21 protein-coding genes, 1 tRNA gene and 1 pseudogene are annotated in these 20,046 nt (G+C 60.3%); 6 read left to right on the top strand and 17 right to left on the bottom strand.

All coding sequences use genetic code 11. The features are described 5' to 3' along the window. Positions 1 to 21: 21 nt before the first annotated feature. The 7 genes from pth to TU73_RS20850 form a co-directional block, all read right to left on the bottom strand. Positions 22 to 606, bottom strand: coding sequence for an aminoacyl-tRNA hydrolase (pth, locus tag TU73_RS20820; RefSeq protein WP_057013805.1), 585 nt, complete (start codon positions 604 to 606; stop codon positions 22 to 24). Positions 607 to 773: 167 nt separating this feature from the next. Beyond that, positions 774 to 1,379 (bottom strand): 50S ribosomal protein L25/general stress protein Ctc, encoded by a 606-nt coding sequence (locus tag TU73_RS20825; RefSeq protein WP_043049236.1) that lies wholly within the window; start codon positions 1,377 to 1,379, stop codon positions 774 to 776. A 138-nt stretch (positions 1,380 to 1,517) separates the two neighbouring features. Continuing rightward, a complete protein-coding gene (locus tag TU73_RS20830; RefSeq protein ID WP_003208392.1) occupies positions 1,518 to 2,459 on the bottom strand; it encodes a ribose-phosphate pyrophosphokinase in 942 nt (313 codons plus the stop codon). Positions 2,460 to 2,505: 46 nt separating this feature from the next. Further along, a tRNA-Gln gene (locus TU73_RS20835) sits at positions 2,506 to 2,580 on the bottom strand. A 37-nt stretch (positions 2,581 to 2,617) separates the two neighbouring features. Next, positions 2,618 to 3,421, bottom strand: a complete 804-nt coding sequence (ispE, locus tag TU73_RS20840; RefSeq protein WP_057013897.1) for a 4-(cytidine 5'-diphospho)-2-C-methyl-D-erythritol kinase — start codon at positions 3,419 to 3,421, stop codon at positions 2,618 to 2,620. A 64-nt stretch (positions 3,422 to 3,485) separates the two neighbouring features. Further along, positions 3,486 to 4,103: a lipoprotein insertase outer membrane protein LolB gene (gene lolB / locus TU73_RS20845; protein WP_057013806.1), complete on the bottom strand. Its 618-nt coding sequence runs from the start codon at positions 4,101 to 4,103 to the stop codon at positions 3,486 to 3,488. A 4-nt stretch (positions 4,104 to 4,107) separates the two neighbouring features. Beyond that, positions 4,108 to 5,832: a tetratricopeptide repeat protein gene (locus TU73_RS20850; RefSeq protein ID WP_057013807.1), complete on the bottom strand. Its 1,725-nt coding sequence runs from the start codon at positions 5,830 to 5,832 to the stop codon at positions 4,108 to 4,110. A 303-nt stretch (positions 5,833 to 6,135) separates the two neighbouring features. On the opposite strand from TU73_RS20850, the gene hemA reads away from it, so the two are divergent. The 6 genes from hemA (at position 6,136) to TU73_RS20880 (ending at position 11,500) form a co-directional block, all read left to right on the top strand. Continuing rightward, positions 6,136 to 7,425 carry a glutamyl-tRNA reductase gene (hemA, locus tag TU73_RS20855; RefSeq protein WP_057013808.1) on the top strand — a complete coding sequence of 430 codons (1,290 nt, stop codon included), beginning with the start codon at positions 6,136 to 6,138 and terminating at the stop codon, positions 7,423 to 7,425. Further along, complete coding sequence (prfA, locus tag TU73_RS20860) at positions 7,422 to 8,504, top strand: peptide chain release factor 1 (RefSeq protein WP_057013809.1); 1,083 nt, start codon at positions 7,422 to 7,424, stop codon at positions 8,502 to 8,504. The genes hemA and prfA overlap by 4 nt, the downstream gene beginning before the upstream one ends. Further along, positions 8,505 to 9,335, top strand: a complete 831-nt coding sequence (prmC, locus tag TU73_RS20865; RefSeq protein WP_057013810.1) for a peptide chain release factor N(5)-glutamine methyltransferase — start codon at positions 8,505 to 8,507, stop codon at positions 9,333 to 9,335. Beyond that, complete coding sequence (locus TU73_RS20870) at positions 9,329 to 10,084, top strand: molybdopterin-synthase adenylyltransferase MoeB (protein WP_057013811.1); 756 nt, start codon at positions 9,329 to 9,331, stop codon at positions 10,082 to 10,084. The genes prmC and TU73_RS20870 overlap by 7 nt, the downstream gene beginning before the upstream one ends. Next, on the top strand, positions 10,077 to 10,871 hold the full coding sequence (gene murI, locus TU73_RS20875) for a glutamate racemase (protein ID WP_057013812.1): 795 nt from the start codon (positions 10,077 to 10,079) through the stop codon (positions 10,869 to 10,871). The genes TU73_RS20870 and murI overlap by 8 nt, the downstream gene beginning before the upstream one ends. 110 nt (positions 10,872 to 10,981) lie before the next feature. Further along, positions 10,982 to 11,500 carry an acyloxyacyl hydrolase gene (locus TU73_RS20880; protein WP_043049248.1) on the top strand — a complete coding sequence of 173 codons (519 nt, stop codon included), beginning with the start codon at positions 10,982 to 10,984 and terminating at the stop codon, positions 11,498 to 11,500. 106 nt (positions 11,501 to 11,606) lie between these two features. Here the strand turns inward: TU73_RS20880 and TU73_RS20885 are convergent, their stop codons facing one another. The 10 genes and pseudogenes from TU73_RS20885 to TU73_RS20925 form a co-directional block, all read right to left on the bottom strand. Further along, positions 11,607 to 11,912: a YkgJ family cysteine cluster protein gene (locus TU73_RS20885; RefSeq protein ID WP_046070825.1), complete on the bottom strand. Its 306-nt coding sequence runs from the start codon at positions 11,910 to 11,912 to the stop codon at positions 11,607 to 11,609. A 102-nt stretch (positions 11,913 to 12,014) separates the two neighbouring features. Continuing rightward, positions 12,015 to 12,107, bottom strand: a pseudogene (locus tag TU73_RS28560) (DUF2878 family protein); the annotation flags it as partial. Positions 12,108 to 12,111: 4 nt separating this feature from the next. After that, the gene (locus TU73_RS20890) at positions 12,112 to 13,383 is read right to left on the bottom strand and encodes an SAM-dependent methyltransferase (RefSeq protein WP_057013813.1); all 1,272 of its coding nucleotides are present in this window, start codon (positions 13,381 to 13,383) and stop codon (positions 12,112 to 12,114) included. Continuing rightward, positions 13,370 to 14,179 carry a DUF1365 domain-containing protein gene (locus TU73_RS20895; RefSeq protein WP_057013814.1) on the bottom strand — a complete coding sequence of 270 codons (810 nt, stop codon included), beginning with the start codon at positions 14,177 to 14,179 and terminating at the stop codon, positions 13,370 to 13,372. The genes TU73_RS20890 and TU73_RS20895 overlap by 14 nt, the downstream gene beginning before the upstream one ends. Beyond that, positions 14,176 to 15,423 carry an NAD(P)/FAD-dependent oxidoreductase gene (locus TU73_RS20900; RefSeq protein WP_057013815.1) on the bottom strand — a complete coding sequence of 416 codons (1,248 nt, stop codon included), beginning with the start codon at positions 15,421 to 15,423 and terminating at the stop codon, positions 14,176 to 14,178. Before TU73_RS20900 ends, TU73_RS20895 begins: the two co-directional genes overlap by 4 nt. Further along, positions 15,420 to 16,199, bottom strand: a complete 780-nt coding sequence (locus TU73_RS20905) for an SDR family NAD(P)-dependent oxidoreductase (RefSeq protein ID WP_057013816.1) — start codon at positions 16,197 to 16,199, stop codon at positions 15,420 to 15,422. Before TU73_RS20905 ends, TU73_RS20900 begins: the two co-directional genes overlap by 4 nt. Then, positions 16,196 to 16,618 carry a nuclear transport factor 2 family protein gene (locus tag TU73_RS20910; protein WP_057013817.1) on the bottom strand — a complete coding sequence of 141 codons (423 nt, stop codon included), beginning with the start codon at positions 16,616 to 16,618 and terminating at the stop codon, positions 16,196 to 16,198. The genes TU73_RS20905 and TU73_RS20910 overlap by 4 nt, the downstream gene beginning before the upstream one ends. Continuing rightward, complete coding sequence (phrB, locus tag TU73_RS20915) at positions 16,611 to 18,053, bottom strand: deoxyribodipyrimidine photo-lyase (protein ID WP_057013818.1); 1,443 nt, start codon at positions 18,051 to 18,053, stop codon at positions 16,611 to 16,613. Before phrB ends, TU73_RS20910 begins: the two co-directional genes overlap by 8 nt. Continuing rightward, positions 18,053 to 18,982, bottom strand: a complete 930-nt coding sequence (locus TU73_RS20920) for a MerR family transcriptional regulator (protein WP_057013819.1) — start codon at positions 18,980 to 18,982, stop codon at positions 18,053 to 18,055. The genes phrB and TU73_RS20920 overlap by 1 nt, the downstream gene beginning before the upstream one ends. A 3-nt stretch (positions 18,983 to 18,985) precedes the next feature. Further along, on the bottom strand, positions 18,986 to 19,945 hold the full coding sequence (locus TU73_RS20925) for a YbgA family protein (protein WP_057013820.1): 960 nt from the start codon (positions 19,943 to 19,945) through the stop codon (positions 18,986 to 18,988). Positions 19,946 to 20,046 lie beyond the last annotated feature (101 nt).

Raw genomic sequence — 20,046 nt, forward strand, 5'->3', positions numbered from 1 at the left:
GTGTTTCCCCTCGGGTAAGAGTCAGGCCTTCTGGCTGTGCAGGTTTTTCATCGCGCGGTTCCATTCACCGGCGAAGATATCCGGCAGCACGCCGAGGGCAAAATCGATGCTGGCATCGAGTTTTTCCTGTTCGGCGCGTGGCGCACGACCCAGGACGAAATTTGAAACCATACTGGCAACGCCTGGGTGGCCAATGCCGAGCCGCAGGCGGTAAAAAGTATTCTGATTGCCCAACTGCGCGATGATGTCACGCAGGCCGTTGTGCCCGCCATGTCCGCCGCCTTGCTTGAGCTTGGCAACCCCGGGTGGCAGGTCCAGTTCGTCATGGGCCACCAGGATTTCTTCGGGTTTGATCCGGAAGAAGCCCGCAAGCGCCGCGACAGCCTGGCCGCTGCGGTTCATGTAGGTGGTGGGAATCAGCAGACGAATATCCTGACCCTGGTGCGAGAAGCGCCCGGTCAGGCCAAAATATTTGCGATCGGCCACAAGGTTGACGCCTTGGGCGTGGGCGATGCGCTCAACAAAAAGGGCCCCTGCGTTATGCCGGGTCTGTTCGTATTCGGCGCCTGGATTTCCCAGGCCAACGATCAGTTTAATGGCAGTCACGACAGGGGCCCTTCCTTTGGAGTTGTGGATAACATCGCTACACCGGCGTGCGGCGAAAGTGGACGACAGGAGCTCACTTATCCAGAGATAAACTTCGCGTTATCGCCCGCTTTCTCGCTACGTTTCGGTCCGCGATGTTCCTCAAGCTCCTTTCGTTGCAGAGAGCATTACTCTGCAGCGGTTTCGCCTGCTTCATCTTCTGCTACAACACGTGGCGCGTGGACGCTGGCAACAGCCTTGTCGTCGTTGTGAGCCAGTGCAACGAACTCAACGCCTTTAGGGGCCTTGAGGTCGGACAGGTGGATGATGGTGCCGATTTCCGCAGCCGACAGGTCGACTTCGATGAACTCAGGCAGGTCTTTCGGCAGGCAGCTTACTTCCAGCTCGGTAGCAGTGTGGGAAACAACGCCACCTTTCTTGACCGGAGCTTCTTCACCAACAAAGTGCACAGGCACGATAGCGGTCAGTTTCTGACCGGCTACAACGCGTACGAAGTCAGCGTGCAGTACGTGGCCCTTGGAAGGGTGGCGCTGCAGGGCCTTGATGATAACGTTCTGCTTCTTGCCGCCAACGTTCAGTTCGATAACGTGGCTGTAGGCAGCATCGTTTTCGAGCAATTTGGCAACTTCTTTGGCCAGCATGCTGATGGACTCAGGGGCTTTGTCGCCACCGTAGACTACAGCTGGAACCAGGCTTGCGAGACGACGCAGGCGGCGGCTCGCACCTTTCCCCAGGTCGGAACGCACTTCAGCATTCAGGGTAAAATCGTTCATGTTGTATCTCCAAAATAACCACATTCGCCCCAGCGTTTGCGACCAGCGCTAAAGGCGATATGGGCAAAAAAGCCCCGCCCCAACAGAATGCTGGGGCGGGGCGCTTTTCGTCAGTGAGGTGCTCCGAAGGTTTGACCCTTAACGGAACATCGCGCTGATCGATTCTTCGTTGCTGATGCGGCGAACCGCCTCGGCAACTACCGGTGCGATATCCAGTTGACGGATACGCGAACAGGCTTGAGCAGCAGCGGACAACGGGATGGTGTTAGTCACCACCAGTTCGTCCAGCATAGAGTTCTCGATGTTCTCGATCGCTCGGCCCGACAGCACAGGGTGTGTGCAGTAGGCGAAGACTTTTGCCGCACCGTGCTCTTTCAAGGCTTTGGCCGCGTGGCACAGGGTGCCGGCGGTGTCGACCATGTCATCAACCAGAATACAGGTACGCCCTTCGACATCACCGATGATATGCATCACTTCAGAGTGATTGGCTTTTTCACGGCGTTTGTCGATGATCCCGAGGTCCACGCCCAGGGATTTGGCAACAGCCCGTGCACGCACGACGCCGCCAATGTCCGGGGACACGATCATCAGGTTTTCAAAGCGCTGGTCTTCGATGTCATCCACCAGGACGGGGGAGCCGTAGATGTTATCTACCGGAATATCGAAGAACCCCTGGATTTGGTCAGCGTGCAGGTCAACCGTGAGAACACGGTCGATACCCACCACGGTCAGCATGTCAGCAACGACTTTCGCGCTGATAGCCACACGTGCGGAACGCGGACGGCGATCCTGACGGGCATAACCAAAGTAAGGGATTACAGCTGTGATTCGAGTCGCTGAGGAGCGGCGGAAGGCATCAGCCATCACGACGAGTTCCATCAGGTTATCGTTGGTCGGAGCGCAGGTCGGCTGAATAATGAAGACGTCTTTACCGCGGACATTTTCATTGATCTCGGCAGTAATTTCGCCGTCGGAGAACTTACCGACAGAGATGTCACCGAGAGGGATATGCAGCTGACGTACGACACGCCGAGCCAGATCGGGGTTGGCATTCCCCGTAAAGACCATCATCTTGGACACGCGCAGTACCTAGAGGCTGAGGGTAACCTGGATGAGTATTAGAAAATGGCAGGGGCGGCTGGATTCGAACCAACGCATGGCAGGATCAAAACCTGCTGCCTTACCGCTTGGCGACGCCCCTGTATCTGTTGCAACGAGTGCCCAGCACTCGATTCCTTTTAGAGCAGACTTTGCAGCTTGCGATGCAACATCGAAACGTTGCTTCCCTTTGCTACAAACCCTGTAAGGGTCTCTGTAAGAAGGGCCGAGACTTTATCAGCTTCAGCTTTGCTTGGGAAGCCCCCAAACACACAACTTCCAGTTCCGGTTAATTTTGCTTCGGTAAATTTACCTAACAAATTCAAAGCGTTACGTACTTCTGGATAACGCCTTGCTACAACCGGTAAGCAGTCATTTCGACTGTTTCCCTTGGGAACGGGGCGCACTTTAATGGGAGAAGAGTTACGTGTCAACAACGGATCTGAAAAAATTTCTGCTGTACTTACAGATACTTGCGGCACAAGCACGACATACCAAGGTTCTTCGGGCTCTACAGGGGTGAGTTTCTCCCCCACGCCTTCGGCAAACGCGGCGTGCCCACGCACGAAAACCGGGACGTCGGCGCCCAGTGTGAGGCCCAGTGCAGCCAGGCGGTCGTGGTCCCAGCCCAGTTGCCACAGGTGATTGAGGCCCAGCAATGTGGTCGCGGCATTTGAGCTGCCTCCACCGATACCTCCGCCCATGGGCAGGATCTTGTCGATCCAGATATCGATGCCGAGCGAGGTGCCAGTTTGTTGCTGAAGTTTTTTCGCAGCCTTCACAATCAGGTTGCTGTCGTGGGGCACGCCTTCAAATTCGGTATGCAGCTGGATCACGCCATCGTCGCGTACGGCGAAGGTCAGCTCATCGCCGTAGTCGAGGAATTGAAACAGCGTCTGCAACTCGTGGTAACCGTCTTCACGGCGCCCGAGGATGTGCAGCATCAGATTGAGTTTGGCCGGGGAGGGCAGGGTCAGGCCCTGCTTTTCTAGACGAGCGGTGGTCACGTTATTGCCCCAGCCTGCGCGGTTGCCAGTCCTTGATTACCAGCGTGACGTCAAGGTCGGTGCCGTGCAGCTTGATGCGTTCGGGCAGCCAATAACCGCTTTGTTCAACGTAGCTCAAGTACTCCACCTGCCAACCATCCTGCTCCAGCGTGGCCAGGCGGCTGTCGCCGTTGAGGCTCAGGCGGCTCCTGCTATCGGGCGCCGGCAAGCCGCGTACCCACCAGACCAGATGCGAGACAGGCAGCTTCCAGCCGATCTGCTGCTCCAGCAGTTCTTCCGGGGAGGTCGCTTCGTAGCGTCCCTGGTTGGCCACTTCCAGGCTCACTTGCCCCGGTCGGCCGGTCAGGCGCGCCGCGCCCCGGCCCAGCGGGCCCGAGAGACGAATATCGTAATAATCCTGGCGTTGCAGCCAGAACAGGGTACCGCTGCCGGAGTCTTTCGGCGCACGAACTCCGACTTTGCCCTCGATCTGCCAGCCATCGATACTGCTCAACTGGTCCTTGTGTTGTTTCCATTGGGTCGGGTTGCCCTGGCCTTCAACGGATTCGCGGCTGCCTATGCCCGCGCAACCGGCGAGCAAGGCGATGAAGCTGAAAACAATAATGTGGCGCAAGAACATAAGCTTAAAGGGTCTCGGATCCGGTCAGGCGCTTGATGGTGCCGCGCAGGATGGGGCTTTCGGGTTGTTCCTTGAGGAATTTTTCCCAGATTTGTCGCGCTTCGCGTTGCTTGCCTTTAGCCCAGAGCACTTCGCCCAGGTGTGCGGCGACTTCTTGATCGGGAAAACGCTCCAGTGCCTGGCGCAGCAAACGCTCGGCTTCGTCGAGGTTACCCAGGCGATAGTTCACCCAACCCAGGCTATCGAGCACGGCCGGGTCTTCCGGGTTGAGCTGGTGGGCTTGCTCGATCAACACTTTGGCTTCGGCATAGCGCGTGGTGCGGTCGGACAAGGTGTAACCCAGGGCATTGAGTGCCATGGCGTTGTCCGGGTCGCGCTTGATGATCAGCCGCAGGTCTTTTTCCAGCTGGGCCAGGTCATTGCGTTTTTCCGCCTGCATGGCGCGGGTGTACAGCAGGTTCAAATCGTCAGGATATTGCAGCAATGCTTGTTGCAGCAGCTTCCAGGCGCGTTCGCCCTGCTTGTTGGCCGACAAGGTCTCGGCCTGGATCAGGTACAACTGGATAGCGTAGTCCGGCTCGGCATCGCGGGCCGCGGCCAGGCGTTTTTCTGCCTCGTCGGTACGGCCGTTGCTCATCAGGATGTCAGCCTGGCGCAGTTGGGCCGGCAGGTAGTCGTTGCCGGGGCCGACCTGGGCGTATTCCAGCAGGGCGGCCTGCGGGTCGTTGCGCTCTTCGGCAATGCGGCCGAGGTTCAGGTGCGCCGAGTCCACGTGGCTATCGCGTTCGATCAGTTCTTCCAGATAGCCCTTGGCCTCGTCCCAGGCCTTGGCTTCCAGGCAGACCAGTGCCAGGGAATAACGCAGTTCGTCGTCGTCCGGGTATTGCTGGACCAGGTTGGCGAACTGCACTTTGGCGTCCTCCATGCGGTCCTGCTCCACCAGCATGCGTGCGTAAGTCAGGCGCAGGCGCTTGTCATCCGGGTACTTCTTGATGCTTTTTTCCAGCAGCGGAATCGCTTCCTTGCCGCGGTTGAGGTTTTGCAGCAGGCGCGCGCGCAGCAGGATCGGCGCGATCTCGCCGTCTTCCGGCGGGTTTTGCTCCAGCAACTTGAGTGCGGCGTCGGCTTCGTCATCCTGTTGCAACAACAGGGCCTTGCCGAACACCAGTTGGCTGTTCTTCGGGTGTTTTTGCAGCAGGCGGTCGAAACTTTTCATCAGGCCATTGCGCGTGTCCTGGTCGGTGTCGGCGGCCGACAGCGCAAGGAAGTCGAAATGTGTGTCGCCCTTGCCCTGCAGGACTTTCTCCATATAGACCATGGAGTCGTCATAGCGTCCTGCACGCGCCAGTTGCACGGCAGCTGCACGTTGGGCTTCCAGATCATTCGGGGCGTTTTTCGCCCAGATCAGCGAAGCGTCCAGCGCAGCCTGGTCGGCGCCCAGGTATTCGGCGATGCGAAACGCTCGCTCGGAGATGCCCGGGTCCTGGGTGTTGATGGCCTGGGTCACATAATTATCCAGCGCGATATCAAAACGATTGCGCTGGCCGGCCAGTTCAGCGGTCAGCAGGCTGTAGATCGTTTCTTCACTGAACGAGGAATAAACCTTGGGCTTTTCAGGGGCGGGGGTGCTGTCTTCCGCCGGCGGCGCAGCGTCCGGCGACACGGGTGCCATGGCCTGGCAGCCGCTGAGGAAGACAAAAGCAAGGAGCAACGCGGAAGATCTATTCATATAGGAAGAGGACGACTAACCTGCGGTCGGATCATCATGACACAAGCCTTCGGTCAAACATAACCGGGGCACTCTGAATACGACTATTGCTGCCTTTGTAGGCGCGAGCACGCTCGCGAATATCGTCAACGATAATGCGGGAAGCCTGACACTCAGCGGTGTTCCTGCGTTTTTCGCGAGCAAGCTCGCTCCTGCAGGGTGCATTTATAGGCATAACGTATAGGGACAATAGACGACGGTGGTTGTTCTGGATCTTTCGAAGTAGGACAATTGTCGGCTTCCCGACATCATCAGCGATATTGAATGGCCTTCCTCGCACTCGGTATTAACCACAAGACTGCCTCCGTAGACGTGCGCGAGCGCGTGGCGTTTACGCCAGAGCAGTTGGTTGAGGCCCTGCAGCAGCTCTGCCGGCTCACCGACAGCCGCGAAGCTGCGATCCTTTCGACCTGCAATCGCAGCGAGCTCTATATAGAGCAGGAACATCTTTGCGCGGATGTCGTACTGCGCTGGCTGGCTGATTATCACCATTTGAGCCTCGATGACCTGCGCGCCAGTGCCTATGTGCACGAAGAGGATGCGGCAGTTCGTCACATGATGCGGGTGGCGGCCGGTCTCGATTCGCTGGTGCTGGGCGAGCCGCAGATTCTTGGCCAGATGAAATCCGCCTATGCCGTGGCGCGTGAGGCCGGCACTGTCGGCCCATTGCTGGGCCGGCTGTTCCAGGCCACGTTCAATTCTGCCAAACAGGTGCGAACCGACACGGCTATCGGCGAAAACCCGGTGTCGGTGGCCTTTGCCGCCGTGAGCCTGGCCAAGCAGATTTTCAGCGATTTGCAGCGCAGCCAGGCCTTGCTGATTGGCGCCGGGGAAACCATCACCCTGGTGGCCCGTCACCTGCATGACCTGGGCGTGAAACGCATTGTGGTCGCCAACCGTACCCTTGAACGAGCGAGTATCCTTGCCGAGCAGTTCGGTGCCCACGCCGTGCTGCTGTCGGATATCCCGGCTGAATTGGTACGCAGTGATATCGTCATCAGCTCCACCGCCAGCCAGTTGCCGATCCTTGGCAAGGGCGCGGTCGAAAGCGCGTTGAAGCTGCGCAAGCACAAGCCGATCTTCATGGTGGACATCGCCGTTCCCCGGGATATCGAGCCCGAAGTCGGAGAGTTGGACGACGTTTACCTCTATAGCGTCGACGATCTGCATGAGGTGGTGGCCGAGAATCTCAAGAGCCGCCAGGGCGCCGCCCAGGCCGCCGAGGAAATGGTCAGCACCGGCGCCGAAGATTTCATGGTGCGCCTGCGTGAACTGGCGGCGGTGGATGTGCTCAAGGCGTATCGTCAGCAGGGCGAACGCCTGCGTGATGAAGAGTTGCTCAAGGCCCAGCGGATGCTGGCCAACGGCAGCGGCGCCGAAGAGGTGCTGATGCAATTGGCCCGTGGCCTGACCAACAAGCTGCTCCACGCTCCCAGCGTCCAGTTGAAAAAGCTTACTGCCGAAGGCCGCCTCGATGCGCTGGCCATGGCCCAGGAACTCTTTGCCCTCGGTGAGGGCGCGTCAGACAGCTCTTCGGATAAAAAATCGCAATGAAAGCGTCACTGCTCAATAAACTGGACGTGCTCCAGGACCGTTTCGAAGAACTGACCGCCTTGCTCGGCGATGGCGAGGTCATTTCCGATCAGGCCAAGTTCCGTGCTTATTCAAAGGAATACGCAGAAGTTGAGCCCATTGTGGCTACCTATAAAAGCCTCACGAAAGTGCAGGCCGACCTCGAAGGCGCCCAGGCGCTGCTCAAGGACAGCGACCCGGACATGCGTGAAATGGCCGTGGAAGAAGTCCGCGAAGCCAAGGAAAAGCTCGCCGAGCTGGAAAGCGACCTGCAACGCATGCTGCTGCCCAAGGACCCCAACGACGGGCGCAACGTGTATCTCGAAATCCGCGCCGGCACCGGTGGCGACGAGGCAGCGATCTTCTCCGGCGATCTGTTTCGCATGTACTCGCGCTATGCAGAACGACGCGGCTGGCGGGTCGAGATCCTGTCCGAGAACGAAGGTGAACACGGCGGCTATAAAGAAGTCATTGCCCGGGTCGAAGGTGACAACGTCTATGGCAAGCTGAAATTCGAGTCCGGCGCCCACCGCGTACAACGTGTCCCTGCGACAGAATCCCAGGGCCGTATCCACACCTCGGCGTGCACTGTCGCGGTGCTGCCCGAGCCGGACGAGCAGGAAGCCATCGAGATCAACCCGGCGGACTTGCGCGTAGATACCTACCGCTCATCCGGTGCGGGAGGCCAGCACGTCAACAAGACCGATTCGGCAATCCGTATCACCCACTTGCCGTCGGGCATCGTGGTGGAGTGCCAGGAAGAACGCTCCCAGCACAAGAACCGTGCGCGGGCCATGTCTTGGCTATCGGCCAAGCTGAACGACCAGCAGACCAGCGCCGCCGCCAACGCGATTGCCAGCGAGCGCAAGCTGCTGGTGGGCTCGGGCGACCGCTCCGAGCGTATCCGTACCTACAATTTTGCCCAGGGCCGGGTCACCGATCATCGGGTCAACCTGACCCTTTACTCCCTGGACGAGATTCTCGCCGGTGGCGTGGATGCGGTGATCGAGCCGTTGCTTGCCGAATACCAGGCTGATCAATTGGCGGCGATAGGTGAATAAATGACCATTATTGCCAGCCTGCTGCGCGCCGCCGACCTGCCCGATTCGCCGACTGCACGCCTGGATGTGGAGCTGCTGCTGGCTGCTGCCCTGGGCAAATCGCGCAGCTACTTGCATACCTGGCCGGAAAAGATCGTCAGCAGCGAAGATGCCCTGACCTTTGCCGGCTACCTGCAACGCCGCCGCAGCGGCGAACCGGTGGCGTATATTCTAGGCCAGCAAGGTTTCTGGAAACTCGACCTGGAGGTCGCGCCGCACACGCTGATCCCGCGTCCGGAAACCGAACTGCTGGTGGAAGCCGCCCTGGAATTGCTGCCCGCCACGCCCGCCAACGTCCTCGACCTGGGCACCGGCAGTGGCGCCATCGCCTTGGCGTTGGCCAGCGAACGCCCGGCCTGGCAGGTCACGGCCGTCGACCGCGTGCTGGAAGCCGTGGCCCTGGCCGAGCGCAATCGCCAGCGCCTGCACCTCCACAACGCCACGGTGCTGAACAGCCATTGGTTCAGCGCTTTGCAAGGCCACAGTTTTGACTTGATCATCAGCAACCCACCCTACATCGCCGACAATGACCCCCACCTGGTGGCTGGCGACGTGCGTTTCGAGCCGGCCAGCGCGCTGGTGGCGGGCCACGATGGCCTGGACGATTTGCGCCTGATCATCAAGCAAGCCCCGGCCCATCTGAATGCCGGTGGCTGGTTGCTGCTCGAGCATGGCTACGACCAGGCTGCGGCCGTGCGTGAATTGCTGCTGGACCAGGGGTTCGAAAACCTGCACAGCCGCATTGACCTTGGCGGTCACGAACGCATCAGCCTGGGACGCCGCCCGTGCTGACCGACCAGGAGCTGTTGCGCTATAGCCGGCAGATTCTGTTGCAGCATGTCGACGTTGAAGGCCAGTTGCGCCTGAAACAGAGTCGCGCGCTGATCGTTGGCCTGGGTGGCCTGGGCGCACCGGTTGCGCTGTATCTCGCCGCCGCCGGCGTAGGCGAATTGCACCTGGCCGACTTTGACACGGTCGACCTGACCAACCTGCAACGCCAGATCATCCATGACACCGACAGCGTAGGGCAGACCAAGGTCGATTCGGCCCTGCGTCGCCTAAGCGCGATCAACCCTGAAATCACCTTGGTCGCCCATCGCACCGCGCTGGATGCCGACTCGCTGGCCGCCGCCGTCGCCGCAGTGGACGTGGTGCTTGATTGCAGCGACAACTTCTCCACCCGCGAAGCGGTCAACGCTGCCTGTGTCGCCGCCGACAAGCCGTTGATCAGTGGCGCGGCGATTCGCCTGGAGGGGCAATTGTCGGTGTTCGATCCACGGCGCGCCGACAGCCCGTGCTACCACTGTTTATACGGGCACGGCAGCGACACCGAGCTGACCTGCAGCGAAGCCGGGGTAGTCGGGCCGTTAGTGGGCCTGGTCGGCAGCTTGCAAGCGCTGGAAGCCTTGAAGCTGCTGGCGGGCTTTGGCGAGCCACTGGTGGGCCGGCTGTTGCTGATCGATGCCCTGACCACGCGCTTTCGCGAGCTGCGCGTCAAGCGTGACCCGGGCTGCAGCGTCTGCGGGCCCCAGCATGGTTAAGGGCGCGCCCATCGGTGTGTTCGACTCCGGCATTGGTGGCCTGACGGTGCTGGAGGAAATCCAGCGATTATTGCCCCATGAGTCACTGTTGTATGTGGCCGACTGTGGGCATATTCCCTATGGCGAAAAAACTCCGGCATTCATTCTTGAGCGTTCCCGTTCCGTCGCTGAATTTTTCCGCGAGCAGGGCGCCAAGGCATTTGTGATTGCCTGTAATACGGCCACCGTCGCCGCCGTTGCCGATTTGCGCCAGGACTACCCCGATTGGCCGTTGGTCGGCATGGAGCCTGCGGTCAAGCCCGCCGCTGCTGCCACGCGCAGTGGCGTCGTCGGTGTGCTCGCCACCACCGGCACCCTGCAAAGCGCCAAGTTCGCCGCCTTGCTCGACCGCTTCGCCACCGATGTGCGGGTGATTACCCAGCCGTGCCCGGGCCTGGTGGAGTTGATCGAAACCGGCGACCTGAACAGTGCTGTCTTGCACCAGCTTTTGCAGGGCTATGTCGAGCCGCTGATCAGCACCGGTTGCGACACTATCATCCTGGGCTGCACCCACTATCCCTTCCTCAAGCCACTGCTGGCGCAGATGCTGCCCCCCAGCATCATCCTCATTGATACCGGCGCCGCCGTGGCGCGCCAGCTCAAACGCTTATTGGGTGAGCGCGACCTGCTGGCCGTTGGCGATCCTGAGCCTGCACAGTTCTGGACCAGTGGTGACCTGTATCACCTAAGAAATATCCTACCGACACTTTGGAAACGTCCCGGAGTTGTGCGAAGCTTTGCTTCGTGAAAATTTCGTGAAATGCGCTGATAAAAGCTGAACTTCCGTCTATGCCTCAGCTTCTATAGCCAGTTAGCCTGTTTAAAACCCTATAACTTCGTTCGGAAAGGATGTTTCTTATGAAGCGCTTGTTCTGTTTGGCTGCGATTGCGGCCGCCGTGTTGGGACACTCTGTTTCAGCCCAGGCCGCTGGCCTGGAGTTCGGGTTGGGGAGCACCAGTGATTCGACGTTGACCTATCGACTGGGCCTGACCTCGGATTGGGATAAGAGCTGGATGCAAAGCAACGTTGGCCGTCTGACCGGCTACTGGAGCGGCGCTTATACCTATTGGGAAGGTGACGACCGCGCAGGCGCCAGCAGCCTGTCGTTCTCGCCGGTGTTCGTGTATGAGTTTGCCGGCGAGTCGGTCAAGCCCTACATCGAAGCCGGTATCGGCGTGGCGCTGTTCTCCCGCACCCGTCTGGAAGACAACAACATCGGCCAATCTTTTCAGTTCGAAGACCGCCTGGGTTTCGGCCTGCGCTTCAACGGCGGGCATGAAGTCGGCATTCGGGCCACGCACTATTCCAATGCCGGTATCAGCAGCAATAACGATGGTGTAGAGAGCTACTCGCTGCACTACACCATGCCGCTGTAGGCAATGTAGGAGCGAGCCTGCTCGCGAAGAACGTCAACGATAACGCAGTGAACCCGGGTTGACGTGGCGCGTTCAGATTTTTCGCGAGCAAGCTCGCTCCTGCAGGTCAGCGATAGACTGTGGCGATGCCTTCGCGCTCTTCCAGGCATTCCGGCGCACCCATCTCAAACTCCCGGCAGATCAATGGCCGAAGCGCGTAAATCGTGCACATCATCGTGTCCCGGTCCAGCGCGGCGCACCAGCCGTCGTCCAGGCGCAGCATCACTTCACCGCCCCAATCGTCGGTATCGATAAAGCGCTGCGGCACGCCGGTGTCGGTGATCAGCATGACCTCCAACTGGCAGCAGCAGGCCGCACACGTCGAGCAGGTGACGGCGGGTTCGGTGATTTGAATATGGGGGATGTTGGTCATAGGCCCGCAGTGTAAGGCAAGTGTGTTGACCGCGTATGCATGCTCGGACGGGCGTCAGTGCCGCAACCCCGAGTTAGGCAATGCAACAAGGGAAACAGCATGGCCCAGTACCGCCAGCCCCACCAGCAGCCACAGACTATCGCCGCCGAGCACACAGGCAAACCAGCCGCACTGGAACAGCACGGCATTGGCCAAGGGTTTAGGCGCTGAAGCGCCCGAGCAACGGCGGGTTGATCGCCGCCGGTTTGGCCAGCAGCAATTGCGCCGTACCAATGGTGCGTTCCATGAAGCCGCCCTCGCAGTAGCACAGGTAGAACTCCCACAGGCGCAGGAAGTATTCGTCGTAGCCAAGTTCGGTGAGGCGGCCATGGGCGCGGCGAAAGTTCTCATGCCACAGGCGCAGGGTGCGGGCGTAGTGCAGGCCGAAGTCTTCCATGTGCAACAGGTTCATGTCGGTGTCGCGGCTGACGATCTGCAGCATGTTCTGTACACAGGGCAGGGCGCCGCCGGGAAAGATATAGCGCTGGATAAAGTCGACGCTGCGCTTGGCCTGCTCGAAGCGTTGTTCGCGGATGGTGATGGCTTGCAGCAACATCAGGCCGTCGGGCTTGAGCAAATGGGCACATTGCTTGAAATAGGTGGGCAGGAAGCGATGGCCCACCGCTTCGATCATTTCGATCGACACCAGCTTATCGTACGTGCCGGTGAGGTCACGGTAATCGCTTAGCAGCAAGGTCACTTGATCTTGCAGGCCCAGTGCCTGGATGCGTTGCGCGGTGTAGGTGAACTGCTCCCTGGACAAGGTCGTGGTGGTGACCTTGCAACCGTAGTGCTGCGCCGCATACAGCGCCATGCTGCCCCAGCCGGTGCCGATTTCCAGCAGATGGTCGCTGGGCTTGAGCGCCAGCTTCTGGCAGATACGCGCCAACTTGTTCAGTTGCGCCTGTTCCAGGGTGTCATCGGGCGTCAGGAACTGCGCCGACGAGTACATCATAGTGGGGTCGAGGAACTCTTCGAAGAGGTCGTTGCCCAGGTCGTAATGGGCGGCAATGTTTTTCTGCGCGCCCTTGCGCGTATTGCGGTTGAGCCAGTGCAGGCCTTGGGTAAACGGCCGGGCCAGGCGTGCCAGGCCCCCCTCCATGGCGTCGAGTACGTCAAGATTGCTGACCATCACTCGGACCACGGCGGTAAGGTCAGGGCTGGTCCAGTATCCGTGGATAAACGCTTCGCCGGCACCGATTGAACCATTGGCTGCCACCAGGCCCCAGGCCGCCGAGTCGAGAATCTGGATTTCCCCCAGCAGGTGCGCTTCCCGGGCGCCGAAGACTTGTCGCTCGCCGTCCTCGATGATCACCAACTGACCATGGCGCAATTGGCTGAACTGGCGCAGCACGCCCTTGCGCAACAAGGCGGCGGTCACACCGTTGACGTTCAGGCGGTTGGCCTTGACCGATAAGCTAGGGGGTTTCATGGCGGCGATCCTTGGTGTACCCGACTGCGGTGCGAGAGGCGCCATCGGCGGCCCGGTGGGGAAAAATCGGTGTGCGCTTGAGCAGCAGGCGCAGGGCTTGCCAGTAGATCGCCAGGCAGGTCTTGGCGGTCATCCACGGAAAACGCCATAAATAACCATGCAGGCTGGCGCGGCTCAGAGGTTGGCGTTCCAGGCTCAACGTAGCGTCAAAGAGTTTCTGTGTGCCTTGCCAGTCGGCCATGTGCACGCCGAGCCTGACGGCGGGCGGGCTGAAACTCATGCGATATTCCAGATCGCGGGGTAAAAAAGGCGACACATGAAAAGCCTTGGCCACGGCGAAATGCTCGTGCTCATCGGCGCCGTGGGCCTGGGCCGGCAGCACGTAGTGATAGCGTTCGCGCCAAGGTGTGTTGGTCACTTCACACAGGATCGCAGCCAATCGTCCGTCGGCCTCGAAGCAGTAGAAGAAACTCACAGGATTAAAAGCCAGGCCCCAACTGCGGGCCTGGGTCAGTAGGCAGATAACGCCCCGGGGTGTATGCCCCAGTGCCTTGCCGACTTCGTGGCGCACGGCATCGCTCAAGCTCATGCCGTGGCGGGTGAGTTCACGCAGATAGTCCTGCTGGCGGAAACCGAAGGGCGCCAAGCGACTTGGGCCGGCCATGGGCGACAGGCCAAGCACTTCGTCCTCTTCGCTGAGGTCCAGGTACAGCAGGCCGATGCGGTAGCGAAAGGCGTGAGCCCTGGGCGTGAACCGGCGATGGGCGATCCAGCCGCTGTACAGGGCACTGTTCACAGGGTTTCCCCGAAGGCTTGGGCCACGCGCAGGGCGCTGACCACACCGTCTTCATGGAAGCCGTTGGCCCAGTAGGCACCGCAGTAGAAAGTATTGCGCGCACCGTGCAGTTCTTCCCAGCGGGCTTGAGCGGCCACGGCGGCCAGGCTGTACTGGGGATGGGCATAGGTGTAGCGCGCGAGGATCTTCAACGGGTTGATCATCTGCGTCTGGTTGAGGCTGACGCAAAAGGTGGTGGCGCTGTCGATGCCTTGCAGGATGTTCATGTCGTAGGTCACGGCGGCCTGAGGCTGCTGGTTGCCGGCCAGCCGGTAATTCCAGCTGGCCCAGGCCAGTTTGCGGTCGGGCAGCAGGCGTGTGTCGGTGTGCAGTACCACGTCGTTGTCGGCGTAGGGCAGCGCACCGAGGATCTCCTGTTCAGCCTGGCTGGGGTCGGCGAGCAAGGCCAGGGCCTGATCGCTGTGGCAGGCGAACACCACACGGTCGAAGGTTTCGCTGCCGGCAGGGCTGTGGATAACCACGCCATCATCTGTGCGTTGCACGTTATGCACAGGGCAATTGAGTCGTACCTGTTCGATAAAGCTGCGGGTCAGCGGTTCGATATAGCGGCTGGAGCCGCCTTCGATCACGCACCATTGCGGGCGGTTGCTCAGCGAGAGCAAGCCGTGGTTCTTGAAGAAGCGCACAAAGAACTGCAGCGGAAAGTTGAGCATGTCGGCCAGGGACATCGACCAGATTGCCGCGCCCATCGGCACGATGTAGTGCTGGATAAACCTGGGGCCATAACCGCCGGCTGCGAGGTAGTCACCGAGGGTCATCTCGGCGCTGATGCGCTGCGCTTGCAGGTCCAGGGGGGCCTGGCGGTTGAAACGCAGGATATCGCGCAACATGCCCCAGAAGCCCGGCGACAGAAGATTGCGGCGCTGGGCAAACAGGCTGTTGAGGTTGTTGCCGTTGTACTCGAAGCCGGTGCTCTGGTCGCACACCGAAAAACTCATCTCGGTGGGTTTGAATTTGACGCCAATCTGGCCCAGCAGGCGGATGAAATTAGGGTAGGTCCAGTCATTGAACACAATGAAGCCTGTGTCTACCGCATAGCCCTTGCCTTCGACTGTGACGTTGGCCGTGTGGGTATGCCCGCCGATGCAGTCACCCGCTTCGAACAAGGTAATGTCGTGGCGGCGGCTGAGCAGGTAGGCGCTGGTCAGCCCGGCGATACCGCCGCCGATGATGGCAATCTTCACAGATCGTCCTTGTGCGGCGGTGGGCTGCGCAGCATGCGCTTGCCGATGATCAATTGCGCGCGGTTGGGCAGTTTGGACAACGGCCACAGGGTGGCGATGAACATCGCCGGAAAGGCGATCTCCAGCGGGCGTTTTTCCAGTTTTGCAACGATATGCCGTGCCGCCTTGTTAGCGGACCAGCTCAAGGGCATCGGGAAATCATTGCGCTCGGTCAGCGGCGTGTCCACAAAGCCAGGGCTGATCACCGTGACGTCGATCTTTTCCGGCGACAGGCTGATGCGCAGGGATTCGAACAGGTAGCGCAGCCCGGCCTTTGACGCGCCATAGGCTTCGGCGCGGGGCATTGGCAGGTAAGTCACGGCGCTGGCTACGCCCACCAGGTGCGGGGTAAGCCCGGCACGTAACAGCGGCAGCGCGGCCTCGATGCAATAACTGCTGGCAAGCAGGTTGGTGCGCACCACGTGCTCGATGATCGAGGAGTCAAACTGCCGGGCGTCGACATATTCACAGGTCCCGGCATTAAGGATCACCGTGTCCAGGGCACCCCAGACCTCGCCGATACGTTCACCGATCTCGCGCACGGTCTGGCTGTTGGTCAAGTCGCCGGCCACCACCAGCACTTGTCCCGGATAGCGATGGGCGAGCGCTTCCAGCGGGCCTTTAGTGCGGGAGCTGAGTGCCACGTGGGCGCCGCTGTTGAGCAACTCCACGGCCAGCGCGGCACCGATGCCACTGCTGGCGCCGGTCAGCCAATAACGTCGGGGTGCAAGGCTCATCCCATTCTCCTTTTCAACCAACTGACCATACGACCGAGTACCGGCACGTGTTCATAGAGCAGGGCACCGGCATCGAAATAGTCACGATGACGATAGACCTTGTCGTGCCACATTAAATGGGAACAGCCCTGCACTTGAATCACCTTGCCGCCCGAGAGGCGCGGGTGGCGAAACTTCATGGTCCAGCGCAGGTAACCTTCGCCTTCGGCCACGGCATCGAAGCCGTGGAAGTCGAACTGCAGCTGGCTGACGTTGCTATACAGTTCGGCAAAGTAGCGCCTAAGCGCAGGCAGGCCATGGACTTCATGCAGCGGGTCGGTAAATGCGATGTCCTCGCTGTACAGGCTGTCGAGCAGTTGCAGGTTGTGCTTGTCCAGCGTGGCGAAGCTGTGGGCGAAGCGGCGCAGGAAGTCACTCATGATCGGCCATCTCCTGACGTGAAGGCAGGCTGCGAAAGGCGGCCAAGGCACGCTCCCGGGACTGCTTCAGGTCGACGATGGCCCGCGGGTAATCCGCGACGCCAAACAAACTGCCAGCAGCTGCGGGGTTGTGCACCTCTTTTTTATTCAACGCGGCCAGCTCTGGCAGCCAGCGCTTGATGAAGACACCCTCACTGTCGAATTTTTCCGATTGGCTCAGCGGGCTGAAAATTCGGAAGTAGGGGGCCGAGTCGGTGCCGGTCGATGAACTCCACTGCCAGCCGCCGTTGTTGGCCGCCAAGTCGCCGTCGATCAGGTGCCGCATGAAGAAACGCTCGCCTTCGCGCCAGTCGATCAGCAGGTTCTTGGTCAGGAACATCGCCACCACCATGCGCAGGCGGTTGTGCATCCAACCGGTTTCCAGCAGTTGGCGCATGGCCGCATCGATGATCGGCAGGCCGGTACGCGCCTGTTGCCAGGCGGCCAGGTCCGCGGGTGCATTGCGCCAGGCCAGCGCTTCGGTTTCCGGGCGAAAGGCGCGGTGCCGGGACACCCGTGGGTAGCCCACCAGGATATGTTTGTAGAACTCGCGCCACAGCAGCTCATTGATCCAAGTGATGGCGCCGATGGCGCCGCTCTCGAACTCGCCCTGGTTGGTTTGCAGCGCGGCGTGCAAGCACTGGCGCGGCGACACCACGCCGGCGGCCAGGTAGGCGGACAACTGACTGGTACCGGGTTTGGCCGGAAAGTCGCGCTCGTCCTTGTAATAGCTGATCTGCTGGTCGGCGAAGGCGTCGAGACGGCGATTCGCTTCGTCTTCACCGGCGGGCCAGAGGGCGCGCAAGCTGTCGCTGGGCGGCTCGAAACCTTCTACTGTTGTCGGCACAGGATCGCTTTTCAACTCAAGCCTGGCTTGCGCCTTGGGCGTTGCGACCAGGCGGGGCAGGGCACTGTGCAGGCGGTTGTAGCAGACCTTGCGAAACTGGCTGAACACCTGAAAGTAGGTGCCGGTCTTGGTCAGCACGCTGCCCGGCTGGAACAACAGCTGGTCCAGGTAGCTGTGAAAGGTCACCCCGCGCGCTTCCAGGGCCTTGGCCACGGCAACATCGCGCTGGCTTTCGTGGATGCCGTATTCCTCGTTGACGTGCACCGATTCCACCGACAGTTCCCGGCACACTTCGCTCAGCACCGTCGGCGCCTGGTTCCAGGTTGCCACGTGGCGGATCAGCAGCGGAATGTTCAGTTTGCCCAGCGTCTGGCTCAACTGCCCCAGGTTGCGCAGCCAGAAGTCGACTTTGCACGGCGCATCATCATGGGCCAGCCACTGCTCGGGCGTGACCAGGTAAATGGCCGCAACCGGGCCGCGCTTGCTCGCGGCAGCCAGGGCTGTGTTGTCGTGCAGGCGCAGGTCGGTGCGCAGCCAGATCAAATGCATCAGACAATTCCACGCTGGATCAATAACTGGTGGGCCGCCAATGGATCTTCGGCCACAAACAATTCAGGTATGTCATGGGTTAATTCGGCCAGCTCGGCGTGATGGATACACACCGTTGGGCCGGCAATCAATATTGGGCAACTGACGCCGCCCAATAGTTTTGAGAGTGCCGACAAATGGAGGGCCTTGCTTGAGTACAACAGCACGGCACGCGGTTGCAGATGCTCCACCGCCAACGCCAATTCGCCGGCCGGCAGTGGCCAGTCAAACACTTCCACCGGGCAATCGGCACTGCTGGCCAGCCAGGCGCTGAGCCACAAGTGCGGTTCCAGTGGCAAGTCGGAATGGTTGACCAGCAGCAGCGGTGCGCCGTGGAGCTGGCGATTGTTGTGATAAATCCGCGCGCCGAACTTGCTGCGCAGCCAGGACAGGAAAAACACCCGCTCCATCTGCGCGCCGAACTGGCCCTGCCAACGCTGCTCCAGCTCCCTGAGCAGCGGCAGCATCAATTGTTCGCATAAGGTACGCGGCGGGTAGAGCGCCATGGCTTGGTTGAAGGCATCGTCGACCCGGCGTTCGGCCAGTTCGCTGATGGCACTGAGCAAATGCTGGCGCAGGCTGTGCCACTCGTTTTCCATCGGCTCGACACTGGGTTGGGCCGAATCGATCAAATCCTTGACCTGGCTGACTGGCACGCCGCGATTGAGCCATGTGAGGATGGCATGGATGCGTTGCACGTGTGCGGCGCTGAACAGCCGATGCCCCTTGGGCGTGCGCTGGGGCACGATCAGGCCGTAGCGGCGTTCCCAGGCGCGCAGGGTCACTGCGTTGACGCCGGTCTGGCGTGCCACTTCGCGGATCGGCAACCAGCCGTTTTCCAAAGCCAGGGCAATGTCTTCGCCGGGTTCGTCGAGCAGGGCAGGTTTCATGGATTAGATCGCATTACGCAGGCTGAGGTTTTCCGGGTGCGGTTGCAGGTAGGCCTGCTGCGCGATGTAACGGTCCGGATGTTGACGAAAGTGATGCTTGAGCAGGGTCAGCGGCACCACCAGCGGCACAATGCCGTGGCGGTACTGGCCGATGACGGTCTGCATTTCCTGTTTGTCATCGTCGCTGATGACCTGTTTGAGGTAGCCGCTGATGTGTTGCAGCACATTGGTGTGAGTGCCGCGTGTGGCGCACTTTTTCAGGCCCGTCATCAGCTCGCTGAAGTAGCCGTGGGCCAGTGCCTGGAGATCGACGCCCTTGCCCATGCTGCCGAGCAAATGGCCCAGGCTTTTATAATGCGCCGGGCTGTGGGCCATCAGCAGGTATTTGTAGCGCGAGTGGAACGTCAGCAGGCCGTGACGGGTGAGCCCCTCGGCCAGCAATCGCTGCCAACTGGCGTAAACGAATACGCGAGTCAGGAAGTTCTCGCGCAGCACCGGGTCATTCAGGCGGCCGTCTTCTTCCACCGGAAGGTTGGGGTGGCGTGCGCAGAATGCCCGGGCGTAGATACCGCGCCCGCCACCGTCAACGGGTGTGCCGTTGTCGCGGTATACCTTGACCCGTTCAAGTCCGCAGGACGGCGACTTCTGCATGAAAATGTAGCCGCACAGGTCGGTGTGTTCCCGGGCCATTCGCTGCCCGTAGTCATCCAGAGGCTGCGTGACGTTGAGCTCAGGGTTTACCGTGCCAACGGCTTGCGGAGCGGCAGGATCGCCCACCAGGCGGATCGGCTCCCGAGGGATGCCCAGGCCGATGGCGACTTCCGGGCACAGCGGCACAAAATCGAAATAGTCGCTGAGGGTCTGGGTGCACAGCAGGGATTGTTTATGTCCACCGTTGAAGCGCACGTTTTCACCCAGGAGGCAGGCACTGATGGCGATCTTCGGTTTTGCATTGCTCGACATAAGCAAACCTCTGCAAGAATCCTGTACAAGGTAGAAAACTTGTACAACCAATTCTCATCATAGGTCCTGTGTTGTACAAGTCAAATAATTTGTACAGGTCC

It is taken from the genome of Pseudomonas libanensis, assembly GCF_001439685.1.
GTDB lineage: Bacteria > Pseudomonadota > Gammaproteobacteria > Pseudomonadales > Pseudomonadaceae > Aquipseudomonas > Aquipseudomonas libanensis.

Coding starts and splice junctions, on each gene's coding strand:
- ispE (WP_057013897.1), bottom strand. CDS start 3,421: ATGCTGCACATCCTCGGGCGCCGTGAAGACGGTTACCACGAGTTGCAG.
- TU73_RS20925 (WP_057013820.1), bottom strand. CDS start 19,945: ATGTCGAGCAATGCAAAACCGAAGATCGCCATCAGTGCCTGCCTCCTG.
- phrB (WP_057013818.1), bottom strand. CDS start 18,053: ATGCATTTGATCTGGCTGCGCACCGACCTGCGCCTGCACGACAACACA.
- TU73_RS20920 (WP_057013819.1), bottom strand. CDS start 18,982: ATGAAACCTGCCCTGCTCGACGAACCCGGCGAAGACATTGCCCTGGCT.
- TU73_RS20825 (WP_043049236.1), bottom strand. CDS start 1,379: ATGAACGATTTTACCCTGAATGCTGAAGTGCGTTCCGACCTGGGGAAA.
- murI (WP_057013812.1), top strand. CDS start 10,077: ATGGTTAAGGGCGCGCCCATCGGTGTGTTCGACTCCGGCATTGGTGGC.
- TU73_RS20885 (WP_046070825.1), bottom strand. CDS start 11,912: ATGACCAACATCCCCCATATTCAAATCACCGAACCCGCCGTCACCTGC.
- hemA (WP_057013808.1), top strand. CDS start 6,136: ATGGCCTTCCTCGCACTCGGTATTAACCACAAGACTGCCTCCGTAGAC.
- TU73_RS20850 (WP_057013807.1), bottom strand. CDS start 5,832: ATGAATAGATCTTCCGCGTTGCTCCTTGCTTTTGTCTTCCTCAGCGGC.
- TU73_RS20890 (WP_057013813.1), bottom strand. CDS start 13,383: ATGAAACCCCCTAGCTTATCGGTCAAGGCCAACCGCCTGAACGTCAAC.
- TU73_RS20880 (WP_043049248.1), top strand. CDS start 10,982: ATGAAGCGCTTGTTCTGTTTGGCTGCGATTGCGGCCGCCGTGTTGGGA.
- TU73_RS20910 (WP_057013817.1), bottom strand. CDS start 16,618: ATGAGTGACTTCCTGCGCCGCTTCGCCCACAGCTTCGCCACGCTGGAC.
- TU73_RS20905 (WP_057013816.1), bottom strand. CDS start 16,199: ATGAGCCTTGCACCCCGACGTTATTGGCTGACCGGCGCCAGCAGTGGC.
- prmC (WP_057013810.1), top strand. CDS start 8,505: ATGACCATTATTGCCAGCCTGCTGCGCGCCGCCGACCTGCCCGATTCG.
- prfA (WP_057013809.1), top strand. CDS start 7,422: ATGAAAGCGTCACTGCTCAATAAACTGGACGTGCTCCAGGACCGTTTC.
- lolB (WP_057013806.1), bottom strand. CDS start 4,103: ATGTTCTTGCGCCACATTATTGTTTTCAGCTTCATCGCCTTGCTCGCC.